The organism is Rhizobium sp. 01T444 (genome assembly GCF_056398305.1).
On the sequence record NZ_JBFTPD010000001.1, the window covers coordinates 240,550 to 255,222 of the forward strand.

A 14,673-nucleotide genomic window follows, 5' to 3' on the forward strand; every position below is an offset into this window, starting at 1 on the left:
TGGTTAGAGGCGGATTTCAGGTATTTCTACAATTTTATCGAACAGCCGGTTTCGGGACAAAACCGCCTTTTGCCGCCCCTTATTCCGGGCGCGTTGACAAGGCGTTCACGGCAAGTCAAAGTAGGTGCATGAACAACTTTGCGTTCCAGGCTATGATGATGGGCATGACGACCACCCTTTGCGGTGGGGGCGTCGGCTTGTGACCTGAAACTGTTCACTACCACCGACCCAACCCCGCCGGACACGCGCGGGGTTTTGTGTTTCTGCCCCGATGTCCGCCCCATGCAAAGGACTTCTCGTGGCACAAGATCTTCTCTCAATGCCGGTTCGTAACCCGCTTCTCCAAAACAGGGAGCGGCAACGATGAGACTCTACCTGTCATCCTACCGGCTCGGCGCCAGCGCCTTCCGGCTGAGGAAACTTCTCAATGGCGGACGGCGCGCCGCCGTCATCCAGAACGCGCTGGACTTCATTCCGGCCGAGGCCCGGCGTGCCTACGAGGCCAATATCTACGATCCCAAGGAAGAACTTGCCGATTGGGGGATCGAGGCGGAAGAAGTGGATTTGCGAGACTATTTTGGGCAACCGCACGCGCTGAAAAAGGCGCTCGCCGGCTTCGACCTCGTCTGGGGCGTCGGCGGCAATGCCTTTCTTCTGCGGCGGGCCATGCGGCAGAGCGGCTTCGATCGCATCATCGGAGAATTGCTGCGCCAGGATGCGCTCGTCTATGGCGGCTTCAGCGCCGGGTCGGTCGTTGCAACGCCCTCGCTAAAGGGCATCGACATCATGGACGATCCGCAGCAGCTTGCACCGGATTACGACGAAGCAATCCTGTGGGACGGTCTCGGGCTCGTCGATTTCTCCATCGTCCCGCATTACCGCTCTGACCATGACGAGGCCGAAGCTGCCGAAAAGACCGTCCACTTCCTTGAAGAAGCCGGCACGCCCTTTCAGCCGCTGAGAGACGGCGAAGTCATCATCGTCGAGGGCCGGAATGTGACGCTGTTACCCGTGCTACCGGAAGCGATGCGTCGCTCCGCCTAGAGCTTCAGGATATAGTCGCAAAGCCGCTCGGCCGCGACTGTCACCTGCGCCGGATCGCGCAGGAAACAGGCGCGCAGAAAAAGCTCGCCGCCGGGTCCGAAGGCCGTGCCGGGGGCAAGGCCGACGCCGGTCTTGTCGACGATGTCGATCGCAGCCTTACGGCTGTCGGTAACCCCGTCGATCTTGAGGAAGGCGTAAAGCGCGCCATCGGGTTTCAGTGTTTCGACCCGATTGGTGGCGATCAGTGCATCGCAGAGGATATCGCGGGAGCGGGTTGCCTTGTCGATATTCGACTGCACGAAGGCGTCACCCTCGTTGAGGGCAGCGACTGCGCCCTTCTGCATGAACTGTGCGACGCCCGAGGTCGAATACTGGATCAGGTTTTCGAGCACCTGCCCGGTTTCCGGCGGGGCAACGATCCAGCCGACCCGCCAGCCGGTCATAGACCAATTCTTGGAGAAGGAGTTGACGAAGATGATCTTGTCGCCGGGCTCCATGACGTCGAGGAAAGACGGCGCGCGGCCACCAGCATAGAAATAACGCGCATAGATCTCATCGGCCATGATCCAGAGATCATGTTTTCGAGCCAACGTCAGGATATCCGCCAGATCCCTCTTCGTCGCGGTCCAGCCGGTCGGGTTTGATGGGGTATTGATGAAGAGGCCACGGGTCCTCGGCGTGATCGCCGCTTCGATGCGATTGAGGTCGACAGCCCAGGTGCCGCCTTCGAACTGCAGCTCGACGCCGACCGAACGGGCGCCGGCGATTTCCAGGGCGGCAGCGATATTTGGCCAGGCCGGCGTAAGATAGACAAGTTCGTCGTCGGGCGAGGTCAGTGCCTGAACGGCGATCTGGATTGCCTGCATGCCTGAACCGGTGACGTAGAAATGCTCGACCGGAAGGCGGATGCCGAAATGCCTGAAGTAATAATCCGACAGCGCCTGGCGCAGTTCGGGAATGCCGCGCTGCCAGGTATAGAAGGTCTCGCCGGCGGCGAGCGCCTGCATGGCCGCCTGATTGATGAAATCGGGGGTGGGAAGATCGCCCTCACCGACCCAGAGCGGCAAGAGGCCCTCACGGCCACGGGCATAATTGACGACTTCGACGATCCCGCTTTCTGGCGCTGCAATGGCGCGCGGGCTGAGGCTGCTTACAATCGACATGCATATCTCCAGTTCACGCCTTCATAGCGGATTTGCGGACGCAAATCCTATGACATTGCGTGATGGCATATCGATTTTCGTGATGGATGAGCCCGGCCGGAGCGAACGGGCTTAGGACCGGATCAGACGGCTGGGCGCTTGGCGAGAAGATCGCGGATTTCAGTCAGCAGCGCGACATCGGCCGGCGGCGGCGGAACCTCTGCCGGCGCTTCCTTTTCCTTGCGCTCGACCTGCTCGCGCAGGATGTTCACAGCCTTGATCATCAGGAAAATGATCACGGCGAGGATGAGGAAATTGATGAGGACCGTGATGAAATTGCCGTACGCGAAAACGGCCCCGCGGCTACGGGCAAGTGCAAGGGTTGGCTGCCCAAAGGCCTCCTTCGACAGCGGAATGTAGTAGTTGGAGAAGTCGAAACCGCCGAAGATCGCACCGACGATCGGCATGATCATGTCTTCGACCAGCGACTTGACGATGCCGCCGAAGGCGCCGCCTATGATAACACCGACTGCGAGATCCATGACATTGCCGCGGGCGATGAAAGCTTTGAACTCATTGAGCATCCGATCTGTCTCCCCTTGATGCATTTTCAAAGACATGCCGTTGTTTTCATTAGCTACACCTTCATCTCAATTAATCAATCGGCAATTGGAAATATTCGGACACTGCCCCCATCCGCGTAGAACTTAAGACCAAGGCCGCGGGAATTTTCAAACTTGCTGAATTGCCCTAATCTCGGAACTGTTCCGGGAGGACGGCGGATAGTCCGCCGGCGGAGGGTCGATGCTTCCAGGCTGGGTCATATTTGCGTTTGCCTTGGGTTATCTTCTGCTGCTTTTCGCAGTAGCAAGCTACGGCGACCGCCGGAGCCGGAAATTCGGTGTGCCGGAAGGCGGTCGGCCGGTGGTCTATGCGCTCAGCCTGGCGATCTACTGCACCTCCTGGACCTATTTCGGCGGTGTCGGCCTTGCAGCCCATCATGGGCTGGAATTTGCCGGGATCTATATCGGGCCGATCCTCGTCTTCACACTCGGCATGCCGCTTTTGAAGCGCATCATCGAGCTCGCCAAGGCCGAGAAGCTTACATCCGTCGCCGATTTCATTGCCGCGCGCTACGGCAAGAATTCCACTGTCGCAACCATCGTGGCGCTGATCTGCCTCATCGGCACCATCCCCTATATCGCGCTGCAGCTGAAATCCATTTCAGCGACGGTCACGGCCATGGTCAATCCGTCCGACTATGGCATCGGCAGCGGCAACCTCTACTTCCTCGACCTTCCGCTGATCGTCACGCTGGTGCTTGCCTGCTTCGCGATCATGTTCGGTACCCGCCACACCGATGCGACGGAACATCAGGACGGGCTCATCCTCGCAGTATCGATGGAATCGATGGTGAAGCTGGTTGCTTTCCTGACGGCAGGCATCTGCGTTATCTGGTTCCTGTTCGACGGGCCAAGCGACCTGTGGCAGAAAGGATCGGAGAACGCTCTGGTCACCGCCGCACTCGACTATCAGACACCGCTCAGCCGATGGATCACGCTGACGCTGCTTTCGGCCTTCGCCATTATCATGCTGCCGCGCCAGTTCCATGTCACAGTCGTCGAAAACCGCACGGCAAAGCAGCTCCGGCTCGCGGGCTTTCTCTTCCCGCTTTATCTGATCGCCATCAATCTCTTCGTGCTGCCGGTTGCGATCGGCGGGCTGCTGACCTTCGGCGGCAACGGCAACGCAGACCTTTACGTGCTCTCTCTGCCGCTTGTGGGGCAAATGCCTGTTGTCTCGCTGATCACCTTCATCGGCGGATTTTCGGCGGCGACCGCCATGGTGATCGTCGATTCCGTAGCGCTTTCCATCATGGTGTCGAACGACATCGTCATGCCGTTCTTCCTACGCCGGAAGCTCGCGGGCCTTGCGAGCCAGCGCGACGACTTCGCAAAGAGCCTGCTCAATATCCGCCGCAGCGCCATCTTCGCCGTGCTGCTGCTTGGCTACGCCTATTACCGTTCGACCGACAGCACGGCAGGGCTTGCCTCGATCGGCCTGCTCTCCTTTGCCGCCATCGCGCAGATTGCGCCCGCCCTCTTCGGCGGCATGATCTGGCGGCGGGCGAATGCACGCGGCGCCATCCTCGGCCTCTCGTCCGGATTCGTCATCTGGGTCTACCTGCTGTTCCTGCCCTCATTCGGAGGCCCGGATTATTCCTATGTAGCGAGCAGTTTCCTCGGCTTCATCTTTCCCGGTACAACGCTCTTCACCGGCCCAGATGCCGATCCGCTCGTCAATGCGACGGCAATGAGCCTGCTCGTCAATACCGCCACCTTCATCGTCGGCTCGTTGACGCGCAACGCCAAGCCGCTGGAACGCATCCAGGCCGGCATCTTCGTCAAGCGGCATTCGCGCTCGCAATTTGCCACGCGGGGCTGGAAGACCCGCATTAGCGTCGGAGATCTCAAGACGGCGATCGCCCGCTATCTCGGCGAGGAGCGCATGCAGCGCTCGCTTGCGACTTACGAGCAGACGTCAGGACGCAAGCTGGAGGACGACCAGCCGGCGGATATGGCGCTCATCCATTTCACCGAGCAGCTTCTCGGCAGCGCCATCGGCTCCTCTTCAGCGCGGCTCGTGCTGTCGTTGATCCTGCAAAAAATCGAGGATGCTTCCTCGGACACGGCCTGGCTGCTCGATCAGGCAAGCGAAGCACTGCAATATAATCAGGATATGCTGCAGACGGCGCTCTCGCAGATGGATCAGGGCATTGCCGTCTTCGACAGTTCCAATCGGCTGACGATCTGGAACCGCCGCTTCCGGCAATTGCTGGACCTGCCGGAAAATGCCGGCCAGGTGGGTTTTCCGCTATCGGAAATCGTCAGTATCCTCAGCCAGCGCGGCGATATTGCGCCCGGCGACCAGGGCCAAGCGGTGCGGCATTTCCTGACGCTCGACAAGCCCTTCCCGCTGGTGCTCGGCGGCGGCGAGCGCATCATCGAAGTGCGTTCCAACGCCATGCCGGACAAGGGCATCGTCGCGACCTTCACCGACATCACCCAGCGTGTGGCCGCCGACCGGGCGCTGAAACAGGCAAACGAGACGCTGGAGCAGCGTGTCGTCGAGCGCACCGCGGAACTGACCCGCGTCAACAAGGAGCTCGCGGAGGCGCGTGCAGCGGCCGAGGAAGCCAATATCGGTAAGACGCGCTTCTTTGCTGCCGCCGGCCACGATATTCTGCAGCCACTTAATGCGGCCCGGCTCTATTCTTCCGCGCTCGTCGAACGCATGGCGCAATCGGAAAACAGCCCGATCGTTCGCAATATCGATTCCGCGCTGGAATCGGTCGAATCCATTCTCGGCGCCGTGCTCGATATTTCCCGGCTGGATACCGGCGCCATGCGCCCGCGGCTGGCTTCCGTGCCGCTTTCAGATCTACTCGAGCGCATCGAGACCGATTTTGCACCGATCGCCCGCGAGAAGAAACTGAAGCTCAAGGTCATGCCGACCTCCCTGCGGGTGCGCTCCGATCCGAACCTGCTGCGCCGTCTGGTACAGAACCTCGTTTCCAATGCCATCAAATATACTGTCAGCGGCAAGGTGCTGGTCGGGGTAAGACGACGTGGCAATCAAGTGATGATCCAGGTGATGGATTCCGGCATCGGCATACCGCCTTCGAAATTCCGGACCGTGTTCAAGGAATTCGCGCGGCTGGATGAGGGTGCCAAGACCGCATCGGGCCTCGGGCTCGGCCTCTCCATCGTCGACCGCATCGCCCGCGTGCTCAATCACAAGGTCGAGCTTCATTCAACGCATGGCAAGGGCACGGAATTCCGCATTCTCATGCCGCTCGATATCTCGAAGAGCGCGGACGCAGCAACAGCCGTCGTTCCCGTCGACCGCACGGCGCAGCCGCTGAAGGGATTGCGCATCCTCTGCATCGACAACGAAACCAAGATCCTCGAAGGCATGCGGCTGCTGATCGACGGATGGGGCTGCGATACGCAGGCGGCGGATTCGCTTTCTGTTGTCCAAGCGCTGTCGATGCGTCAGCCGCCCGATCTTGTCATTGCCGACTATCATCTTGCCGACGGGACCGGGGTCGAAGCGATCCTGCATCTGCGGCAGCATTTCGGTGTCGATATTCCGGCCTTGCTCGTCACTGCCGACAGGACGCCGGAGGTGCGCGCCGAGGCGGAGAAGCATGGCATCGCCGTACAGCACAAGCCGGTGCGGCCGGCGGCGCTTCGCGCCTATATCACCCAGATTTCCGGCCTGAAGCGCACCGCCGCGGAGTGAAGATCAGGCTGCCTTGCGCCGGCCGAAGACGTGGCCGACAAGCTCCTGGACGCGGGCCGCGGTCGGGACATCGCCGAACAGGATACGGTACATGATGGGGGCGACTACGCGATCCATCACTGCATCGACATCGGGGAACGCCTCGCCCCTCTCCTTCGCTCGACCGGCAATCGCCTCGATCTGCTGACGGGTGAAGTTACAACATTTGTTGGCGTTGTCGCCGGTCTGGGCGGAGAGCACATCGCGGATATATTCACGGCCAGGACCGGAAGACATTTCTTCGGCATATTGCTCGGCCCAGGCCTCCAGATCACCGGCGCCGGTACCGGTATCGGCCGGCTCCATATCGGGGCGCAGGCGCTCCACGGCGACGTCGGCCAGCAATTCCTGCAGGTCACCCCAACGGCGATAGATGGTGGAAGGCGTCACGCCTGCACGCGCAGCGATCAGCGGCACGGTGATCTCTGCACGGCTCATCTCTACGAGGAGGTCACGCACCGCCGCATGCACGGAAGCCTGAACACGCGCGCTTCTGCCACCCGGACGGATATTCTCTTTCACTGCCATTTCGAACCAACCTTATCCGCCTGAAGTGTGCTGCGATCTTTCAGATTCGCCTAGCACGCTTCCAGCTCCTTTTACGCAATTCCGAGTGCAAAACCGCGGCCAACAGTTCAGAAACTTTCATACTTCCGTAAACGCAAATTATTTGCTTTTAGGCTTTGTGCGTCCTAGATAGAGCTAACGCAATAAATTAGCTTTAAGGAGCTTATATGGTCGCCGCTTCCGAATCCATCAAGAATTCGTCGCCCATGGGCTTCCATGCTCTGACGCTCGCCATCTTCTTCGGCGCATCGGCCGCGCCGACGCCTCTCTATCGCATCTATCAGGAAAGCTTTGCCGTTTCTCCCATCCTGATCACCGTGATCTTCGCAGTCTACGCCTTCGCACTGCTCGCAGCCCTGCTGATTGCCGGCTCCATCTCCGACCATCTCGGACGGCGGCCCGTCATTTTCGGCGCGCTGGTGCTCGAAATCATCGCCATGGCGCTGTTTTCCATTGCCAGCGGGCCGGAATGGCTGATCGCAGCTCGTATCGTGCAGGGACTTGCGACTGGCATCGCCGGCGCTTCGCTGGGTGCCGCCCTTGTCGATATCGACCGGGCAAAGGGGCAGATCGTCAACTCGCTCGCGCCGCTTTCCGGCATGGCGATCGGCGCCATCGGCACCAGCGCGCTGATCCAATATGGACCCGAGCCACTGCATCTCGTCTATGCCCTGCTGCTTGCCGCCTTTGCCGTGCAGGCCGTTGCGCTGTGGCTGACGCGAGAGACGGGCGGCACGCGGCCCGGTGTCTTCAACTCGCTGAAGCCGACGATTTTCATTCCGCAGCAGGTGAAGAAGCCGCTGTCGCTGGTGACACCGATCAATATCGCCAACTGGACGCTCGGCGGCTTCTACCTGTCGCTCGTGCCCTCCCTGGTCGCTTCGACCACCGGCAGCCCCGCGCCGCTGACGGGTGGCGCGGTCGTGGCAGCGCTGATGCTGTCGGGCGCAATCGCCGTCTTCCTGCGCCGCAACCGCAGCCCGAAAGCCAATCTCATCTTCGGAGTCGCCTCCCAAACATTGGGCATCGCAACGGTCGTCGCGGGCGTGCATCTTGCCAATGTGCCGCTACTGCTCGTCGGCACGCTTTTGACGGGCGCCGGTTTCGGCACCAATTTCCTCGGCTCAATCGGCACGATCATGCCACTTGCCAAGCCGGAAGAACGGGCCGGCCTGCTTTCGGCCTTCTATATTCAGAGCTATCTCGCCTTCAGCCTGCCGGCAATCCTTGCCGGCTTCCTCGTCAAGTCAATCGGCTACGGCATGACCACAGACATCTACGCAACCGCCATCGTCCTCCTCAGCCTTGCCGGGCTGATGGTGATGGGCGCGACAAGGGAGACGGCGACGGCTTAAGGCATGTCGCGATCTTTCAGATCCGCCACGCTTTAAGCTCTTGTTTTCGCAAGTCGTTATCGCAAGATCGCGCACATTTTTGCGCGACATGCTATATGCCATCGCAGGATACGATCACCGCCAGCCGAGCGCCGGCGCGACATATTTCAGGATCGATTCGATGACGTGGGCATTGTATTCCACGCCGAGCTGGTTGGGGACGGTAAGCAGGAGCGTATCGGCCTCGGCGATCGCCTCGTCCTTCTTAAGCTCCTCAATGAGAGCATCGGGCTCGGCGGCATAGGAACGGCCGAAGATTGCCCTCGTATTCTCGTCGATGAAACCGACCTTGTCCTGCCCTTCATTGCCATAGCCGAAATAGGAGCGGTCGCGATCGTTCACCAGCGCGAAGATGCTGCGGCTGACGGAAACGCGCGGCTCACGCTGATGGCCGGCTTCCTTCCAGGCCTCGCGATAAGCACGGATCTGCTTGGCCTGCTGGATATGGAAGGCTTCGCCCGTCTCGTCATCCTTCAGCGTCGAACTCTGCAGGTTCATGCCAAGCTTGGCGGCCCAGACTGCCGTAGCGTTCGAGCCTGCGCCCCACCAGATGCGCTCACGCAGACCAGCCGAATGCGGCTCGAGCCGCAGCAGGCCGGGGGGATTGGGGAACATCGGCCGCGGATTGGGCTCGGCGAAGCCTTCGCCCCGCAGCACTTCCAGGAAGACCTCGGCATGGCGGCGGCCCATATCGGCATCGCTCTGGCCTTCCGGCGGGTTGTAGCCGAAATAGCGCCAGCCATCGATGACCTGCTCGGGCGAGCCGCGGCTGATGCCCAGCTGCAGGCGTCCGCGGGAAATCAGATCGGCCGCGCCGGCATCTTCAGCCATGTAGAGCGGGTTCTCGTAGCGCATGTCGATGACCGCGGTACCGATCTCGATGCGGCTGGTCCGGGCGCCGACGGCCGCGAGCAGCGGGTATGGCGAAGCAAGCTGACGAGCAAAATGGTGGACGCGGAAATAGGCGCCGTCCAGGCCAAGCTCCTCGGCGGCAACGGCAAGATCGATCGACTGCAGCAGCGTATCGCCTGCCGAGCGCGTCTGGGATTGCGGCGAGGGCGTCCAATGCCCGAACGAGAGAAAACCGATCTTCTTCATGATTCCATCGCTTAAACTGAAGTGTGCCCCGCACGCTTCTTGTCATGATTCCTGACAGGCATATAGGCGCTCGCAGGAGATTTCTGAACCGAATGACTGATCAAATGCGAATTCGGCGCCGCGCAGTTGCGGCACAGAACGCGGTCTATCGGGAAACCCCACAAAAGCAGGGGGAAAAATTTGTTCCCGGCCATACTCTTAAGACAATTCTTAATTAGTCATATAAATTGCCGTCCGCTAAATTGTGAAGGGAAAGCAATGAATACTGATAGTTTTGAAAAGAAAGCCGACCTGCTGCTGGTCATGGCGAACGCCCATCGACTGCGGATGCTGAAGACGCTTGCCGAGCGCGAGGTCGCGGTCAACAACCTCGCCGATATTATCGGAATCAGCCAATCGGCACTCTCCCAACACCTCGCCAAGCTCCGCAGCAGAGATCTCGTCAAGACGCGACGCGATGCGCAGACGATCTACTACTCGGTCAAATCCGAGAAGGTCCATGTGATCCTTGAGATGCTGAGCGAAATGTTCGACGAGGGCCAGACAACGGATCGCCGGCTGGCGGGTTAGGAGACTTCGTATCGCCTGCATTCCCCACCGTCACCGGTTAACTGCTCTAGCCTGGCTACTACGCCGGGCATGAACATTCTTTATTTCTCCACGAGCTTCGCCAATTGCTCGGCGACCGTGCCCCCAGCCGTCGTAGAAGCCCAACTCCACATGCGTGTTGCGGGTATCCTTGTCCTTATGCATGACGAGGGCGTTGTAATCGGTGCCTTCGGGATGGTCGGCGAAGGTGATGATGGCTGTCATGAAAGGGGTCGGCGCGGGGCGCCAGCCGCCGAGGAGCGCATTGGTGAAAATGAGGCGCCGGCCTTCCTGAATATCCAGATAGCAGGCGCTGAGATGGTGTTGGAAGGAACCGCCATCCTCGCTCATCTCGGTCACGAGGGCGCCGCCGGGTTTGACTTCCATGGCGGCGACACGGCAGAGCGCCGGCGCTGGGATCCACCATTTTTCGAATCTTGCCGGTGAGGTCCAGGCGCTCCAGACGGCAGCCGGCGGGGCCTTGATGACGCGCGAAATGGTCAGATCGAGATCGGGATTCACATTGATATTCATTGGGATTTCTCCTCCTCGGATTGCGTGGCGGTGACGAAAGCTTCGAGCCTGTCCGTGCGGGCTTCCCAGATGGCGCGCTGAGCCGAAAGCCAGCCGTCGACCATCGCGAGACGCTTCCTTTCCAGCGTGCAGGTGCGCACGCGGCCCTGCTTTCTCGTTTCGATCAGGCCTGTCTCTTCCAGAAGGTGGATGTGTTTCATGAAGGACGGCAAGGCCATGTCGAAAGGCTTTGCAAGGTCGCTGATGCTGGCTGGGCCGGTGCCTAAACGACCGATGACGGCGCGGCGCGTGGGATCGGCCAATGCCAGGAATATGCTGTCGAGTTGATGTGAATGGTAATCCATAAGGCTAAGTATCAGGATCTGATACTTAGCGCAAGGGCTAAGTGTTTTGAGTTGGCTGTTCGTGCGCTTGCAGCAGGATTCTCCGCTCAAGCCCAGCCAGAGATGGAGGGAATGTGAGAGCGGCGCCGCTGCCCTTACGAGCCGCGGCGCCTCACCAATTATGCAGCCTTATCAGTTGCCGGATAGGGATCGAAGCGGCTGTAGAAGGTTTCGCCCTTCGCAGCCATGTCCTTCAAGAGCGGCGTCGGCTTGAAGTGGACGCCATAGCTGGAGGCCAGCTTTTCGGCGAGGTCCACGAAGGCCTTTACACCCATGCCGTCGATGTAGCTCAGCGCGCCGCCGGTATAGGGCGCAAAGCCGAAGCCGAGGATGGAGCCGACATCGGCTTCGCGGGGATCGGTGACGATGCCCTCTTCCATGGTACGGGCGGCTTCGAGCGCGATGGTGACCAGGAAGCGCTGCTTCAGGGTGTTAACGTCGATTTCGTCGGCCGGCTTCTGCGGATAGAGCGTCTTCAGCTCGGGCCAGAGGAACTTCTTGGCGGGTTTTGCCGGATATTCGTAGAAACCCTTGCCGTTCTTGCGGCCGCGACGGTCGAGTTCGTCCACCAGCTTGTCGATGAGGGCAAGGTGGCGTTCGTCGACGGCCTTGCGGCCGAGATCGGCGACGGTTGCCTTGAGGATCTTCTGCGAGAGATCGATCGCCACTTCATCGTTCAGCGACAGCGGGCCGACCGGCATGCCGGCCATCTTGGCGGCATTCTCGATCATTGCCGCCGGCACGCCTTCGATCAGCATGTCATAGGCTTCGTGGATATAGCGGAAGACGCAGCGGTTGACGAAGAAGCCTCTGGTATCGTTGACGACAATGGGGGTCTTCTTGATGGCGGCGACATAATCCAGGGCCACGGCGAGTGCCCGGTCACCGGTATTCTTGCCGAGGATGACCTCGGTCAGCATCATCTTTTCGACCGGCGAGAAGAAATGCACGCCGATGAACTGGTCCGGGCGTTTCGAATTTTCGGCAAGGCCCGTGATCGGCAGGGTCGAGGTGTTGGAGGCGAAGATCGTCGTTTCCGGGATGACGGCTTCCACTTGCTCGATAACCGCCTTCTTGACGGCACGGTCCTCGAAAACGGCTTCGATGACGAGATCGGCATCTTTCAGATCTGCATAATCGGCGGAGGGTGTCAGGCGGGATAGAAGTGCTGCACCCTCCTCCTGCGTAAGACGACCCTTACCGATAGAATCTTTGACAAGGCCCTCGCCAACGCCCCTGCCCTTGGTGGCAGCTTCGATATCGCGGTCGATCAGCACGACCTCGAAGCCAGCAGCGGCCGTGACATAGGCGATCGAGGCGCCCATGAAGCCGGCGCCGACGACGCCGACCTTCTTGAGTTCCATCTTCGGCACACCGGCCGGGCGGCGGGCGCCCTTGTTGAGCTCCTGCATGGAGATGAAGAGCGAACGGATCATAGAGAAGGCTTCGGTGGTCTGCAGCACCTGCGTGAAATAACGCTGCTCGATCTTCAGCGCCGTATCGAAGGGAACCTGCAGGCCTTCATAGACGCATTTCAGGATGGCGAGCGCGCCGGGATAATTGCCTGATGTTTCGCGACGCAGGATCGCCGGCGCTGCCGGCCAGAGCTGGGCTGCGGCGGGCGTCCAGATGCCGCCGCCGGGCACCTTGAAGCCCTTTTCGTCCCAGGGGGCGACGGGCTTCAGGCCATCCTTGATCATCTGCTTGGCGGCCGGAATGAGCTGATCCGGCTCGACCACCTGATGGACGAGGTTCATGGCCTTGGCGCGCGAGGCGTTCAGCGACTGGCCCGTCGTCATCATCTGCAAGGCGGACTGGGCATCGGTCAGGCGCGAGATCCGCTGCGTGCCGCCGGCGCCTGGGAAAATGCCAACCTTGACTTCCGGCAGGGCGATCTTGACGCTCTTGGTGTTGGAGGCCACGCGGCCATGGCAGGCGAGCGACATTTCCAGTGCGCCGCCCATGCAAGTGCCGTTGATGGCGGAAACCCAGGGCTTGCCGCAGGTTTCGAGCTTGCGGAACAGGCCGGTCATGCGGCCGACCAGATCGAAGAGTTTCTGTGCCGCACCGTCAGGATTTGCGGCTTTCTCCTGCTGGTAGAGTGTGAACATGGACTTGATCATCGAGAGATCGGCACCGCCCGAGAAGGAGGACTTGCCCGAGGTGATGACCACGCCCTTGACGGCGCTGTCGGCGACCGTCGCATCGATGATGGCATCGAGCTCGTTCATCACCTCTTCGGTGAAGACGTTCATCGACTTGCCGGGCATGTCCCAGGTGACCAGGGCAATACCGTCCGCATCGGTCTCGACGGTGAAGTTGGTGTAGCTCATCGTCTCTCTCCCTTAAACGCGTTCGATGATGGTTGCCGTGCCCATGCCGGCGCCGATGCAGAGGGTGACCAGAGCGGTATTGAGATCGCGGCGCTCCAGTTCGTCCAGTACGGTGCCGAGGATCATGGCGCCGGTCGCGCCGAGCGGATGGCCCATGGCGATTGCCCCGCCATTGACGTTGATCTGGTCGTGCGGAATGTCGAAAGCCTGCATGTAGCGCAGCACGACGGCGGCGAAGGCTTCGTTCAATTCGAAGAGGTCGATATCGGCAAGCGTCATGCCCGTGCGCTTCAGGAGCTTTTCGGTGACATCAACCGGGCCGGTGAGCATCAGCGCCGGGTCGGAGCCGATATTGGCGAAGGCCTTGATGCGAGCGCGCGGCTTCAGGCCCATGCTTGCCCCCCCTGCTTTCGAGCCGAGCAGGACGGCAGCGGCGCCATCGACGATCCCCGAGGAATTGCCGGCATGGTGGACGTAGTTGACGCGCTCGACTTCCGGATGGGCCTGAATGGCGACGGCTTCGAAGCCGCCCATTTCGCCGGGCATCTGGAAGGAGGGATTGAGGGAGGCGAGCGCCTGCATGTCGGTGCCGGGGCGCATGTGCTCGTCATGAGCAAGGATGGTCAGGCCGTTCTGATCCTTTACCGGGATGACGGAATTCTTGAACCAGCCGTTGTTCCAGGCGTTTGCGGCGCGCTTCTGGCTTTCGACGGCATAGGCGTCGACGTCGTCACGGGAGAAGCCGTATTTGGTGGCAATGAGATCGGCCGAAACGCCCTGTGGCATGAAATAGGCCGGGAAATTGACGGAGGGATCCATGAACCAGGCACCACCGGACATGCCGAGGCCGACGCGGGACATGCTTTCGACGCCGCCGGCGATGACGATATCGTCAGCGCCCTGCGCGATCTTGCCGGCGCCGAAATTCACGGCATCGAGGCCGGAGGCGCAGAAGCGGGAGATCTGCATGCCGGGTGCTTTCGTCGAATAACCGGCCTCGAAGGCAGCAGCCTTGGGGATGACGGCGCCGGCATCCATGACCGGATCGACACAGCCCATGACGATGTCGTCGACCGTTTCCGTATTCAGGCCGTTGCGGTCGCGGATCGCCTCCAGCGTCTTTGCCGCGAGACGGACGGAGGGCACTTCGTGGAGTGAGCCGTCCTTCTTGCCGCGGCCGCGGGGCGTGCGGACGTGGTCGTAAATGAAAACCTCGGTCATTGTCTCATCTCCCTGGCGGCGCGGA

12 protein-coding genes are annotated in these 14,673 nt (G+C 60.6%); 4 read left to right on the forward strand and 8 right to left on the reverse strand.

Features of this window, described 5'->3' with window-relative positions; all coding sequences use genetic code 11:
• The first annotated feature begins 363 nt into the window (after positions 1-363).
• Entirely contained in the window at positions 364-1,044 is a 681-nt protein-coding gene (locus AC1DTN_RS01150) for a Type 1 glutamine amidotransferase-like domain-containing protein (RefSeq protein ID WP_477919623.1), read from the forward strand.
• On the opposite strand, the gene AC1DTN_RS01155 is transcribed toward AC1DTN_RS01150, so the two are convergent.
• Positions 1,041-2,207 (reverse strand): pyridoxal phosphate-dependent aminotransferase, encoded by a 1,167-nt coding sequence (locus AC1DTN_RS01155; RefSeq protein ID WP_477919624.1) that lies wholly within the window; start codon positions 2,205-2,207, stop codon positions 1,041-1,043. The genes AC1DTN_RS01150 and AC1DTN_RS01155 overlap by 4 nt on opposite strands.
• Before the next feature lie 122 nt (positions 2,208-2,329).
• Positions 2,330-2,770: a large conductance mechanosensitive channel protein MscL gene (gene mscL / locus AC1DTN_RS01160; RefSeq protein WP_192728207.1), complete on the reverse strand. Its 441-nt coding sequence runs from the start codon at positions 2,768-2,770 to the stop codon at positions 2,330-2,332.
• Between the two features lie 220 nt (positions 2,771-2,990).
• On the opposite strand from mscL, the gene AC1DTN_RS01165 reads away from it, so the two are divergent.
• Positions 2,991-6,491 (forward strand): PAS domain-containing hybrid sensor histidine kinase/response regulator, encoded by a 3,501-nt coding sequence (locus tag AC1DTN_RS01165; RefSeq protein WP_477919627.1) that lies wholly within the window; start codon positions 2,991-2,993, stop codon positions 6,489-6,491.
• Positions 6,492-6,494: 3 nt separating this feature from the next.
• On the opposite strand, the gene AC1DTN_RS01170 is transcribed toward AC1DTN_RS01165, so the two are convergent.
• On the reverse strand, positions 6,495-7,058 hold the full coding sequence (locus AC1DTN_RS01170; protein ID WP_113323632.1) for a TetR/AcrR family transcriptional regulator: 564 nt from the start codon (positions 7,056-7,058) through the stop codon (positions 6,495-6,497).
• Between the two features lie 206 nt (positions 7,059-7,264).
• Between AC1DTN_RS01170 and AC1DTN_RS01175 the strand changes: the two genes are divergently transcribed.
• Positions 7,265-8,452, forward strand: coding sequence for an MFS transporter (locus AC1DTN_RS01175; RefSeq protein ID WP_477919629.1), 1,188 nt, complete (start codon positions 7,265-7,267; stop codon positions 8,450-8,452).
• 114 nt (positions 8,453-8,566) lie between these two features.
• Here the strand turns inward: AC1DTN_RS01175 and AC1DTN_RS01180 are convergent, their stop codons facing one another.
• Positions 8,567-9,589 carry an LLM class flavin-dependent oxidoreductase gene (locus AC1DTN_RS01180; protein WP_310378956.1) on the reverse strand — a complete coding sequence of 341 codons (1,023 nt, stop codon included), beginning with the start codon at positions 9,587-9,589 and terminating at the stop codon, positions 8,567-8,569.
• A gap of 258 nt (positions 9,590-9,847) precedes the next feature.
• On the opposite strand from AC1DTN_RS01180, the gene AC1DTN_RS01185 reads away from it, so the two are divergent.
• On the forward strand, positions 9,848-10,159 hold the full coding sequence (locus AC1DTN_RS01185; protein WP_113323635.1) for an ArsR/SmtB family transcription factor: 312 nt from the start codon (positions 9,848-9,850) through the stop codon (positions 10,157-10,159).
• A 30-nt stretch (positions 10,160-10,189) separates the two neighbouring features.
• Here AC1DTN_RS01185 and AC1DTN_RS01190 read toward each other — a convergent pair whose 3' ends face one another.
• The 4 genes from AC1DTN_RS01190 to AC1DTN_RS01205 all read right to left on the reverse strand — a co-directional run bounded on the left by AC1DTN_RS01190 (position 10,190) and on the right by AC1DTN_RS01205 (position 14,648).
• Complete coding sequence (locus tag AC1DTN_RS01190) at positions 10,190-10,711, reverse strand: SRPBCC family protein (protein WP_477919631.1); 522 nt, start codon at positions 10,709-10,711, stop codon at positions 10,190-10,192.
• Positions 10,708-11,055, reverse strand: a complete 348-nt coding sequence (locus AC1DTN_RS01195; protein WP_477919633.1) for an ArsR/SmtB family transcription factor — start codon at positions 11,053-11,055, stop codon at positions 10,708-10,710. Before AC1DTN_RS01195 ends, AC1DTN_RS01190 begins: the two co-directional genes overlap by 4 nt.
• A gap of 158 nt (positions 11,056-11,213) precedes the next feature.
• On the reverse strand, positions 11,214-13,427 hold the full coding sequence (locus AC1DTN_RS01200) for a 3-hydroxyacyl-CoA dehydrogenase NAD-binding domain-containing protein (protein ID WP_477919634.1): 2,214 nt from the start codon (positions 13,425-13,427) through the stop codon (positions 11,214-11,216).
• A 12-nt stretch (positions 13,428-13,439) separates the two neighbouring features.
• The gene (locus AC1DTN_RS01205) at positions 13,440-14,648 is read right to left on the reverse strand and encodes an acetyl-CoA C-acetyltransferase (protein WP_477919636.1); all 1,209 of its coding nucleotides are present in this window, start codon (positions 14,646-14,648) and stop codon (positions 13,440-13,442) included.
• Positions 14,649-14,673 lie beyond the last annotated feature (25 nt).

What these genes read in the sequence shown, in the direction of transcription:
- mscL (WP_192728207.1), bottom strand. Translation starts at nt 2,770, where the DNA reads ATGCTCAATGAGTTCAAAGCTTTCATCGCCCGCGGCAATGTCATGGAT.
- AC1DTN_RS01155 (WP_477919624.1), bottom strand. Translation starts at nt 2,207, where the DNA reads ATGTCGATTGTAAGCAGCCTCAGCCCGCGCGCCATTGCAGCGCCAGAA.
- AC1DTN_RS01185 (WP_113323635.1), top strand. Translation starts at nt 9,848, where the DNA reads ATGAATACTGATAGTTTTGAAAAGAAAGCCGACCTGCTGCTGGTCATG.
- AC1DTN_RS01200 (WP_477919634.1), bottom strand. Translation starts at nt 13,427, where the DNA reads ATGAGCTACACCAACTTCACCGTCGAGACCGATGCGGACGGTATTGCC.
- AC1DTN_RS01205 (WP_477919636.1), bottom strand. Translation starts at nt 14,648, where the DNA reads ATGACCGAGGTTTTCATTTACGACCACGTCCGCACGCCCCGCGGCCGC.
- AC1DTN_RS01180 (WP_310378956.1), bottom strand. Translation starts at nt 9,589, where the DNA reads ATGAAGAAGATCGGTTTTCTCTCGTTCGGGCATTGGACGCCCTCGCCG.
- AC1DTN_RS01165 (WP_477919627.1), top strand. Translation starts at nt 2,991, where the DNA reads ATGCTTCCAGGCTGGGTCATATTTGCGTTTGCCTTGGGTTATCTTCTG.
- AC1DTN_RS01170 (WP_113323632.1), bottom strand. Translation starts at nt 7,058, where the DNA reads ATGGCAGTGAAAGAGAATATCCGTCCGGGTGGCAGAAGCGCGCGTGTT.
- AC1DTN_RS01175 (WP_477919629.1), top strand. Translation starts at nt 7,265, where the DNA reads ATGGTCGCCGCTTCCGAATCCATCAAGAATTCGTCGCCCATGGGCTTC.
- AC1DTN_RS01150 (WP_477919623.1), top strand. Translation starts at nt 364, where the DNA reads ATGAGACTCTACCTGTCATCCTACCGGCTCGGCGCCAGCGCCTTCCGG.
- AC1DTN_RS01195 (WP_477919633.1), bottom strand. Translation starts at nt 11,055, where the DNA reads ATGGATTACCATTCACATCAACTCGACAGCATATTCCTGGCATTGGCC.
- AC1DTN_RS01190 (WP_477919631.1), bottom strand. Translation starts at nt 10,711, where the DNA reads ATGAATATCAATGTGAATCCCGATCTCGATCTGACCATTTCGCGCGTC.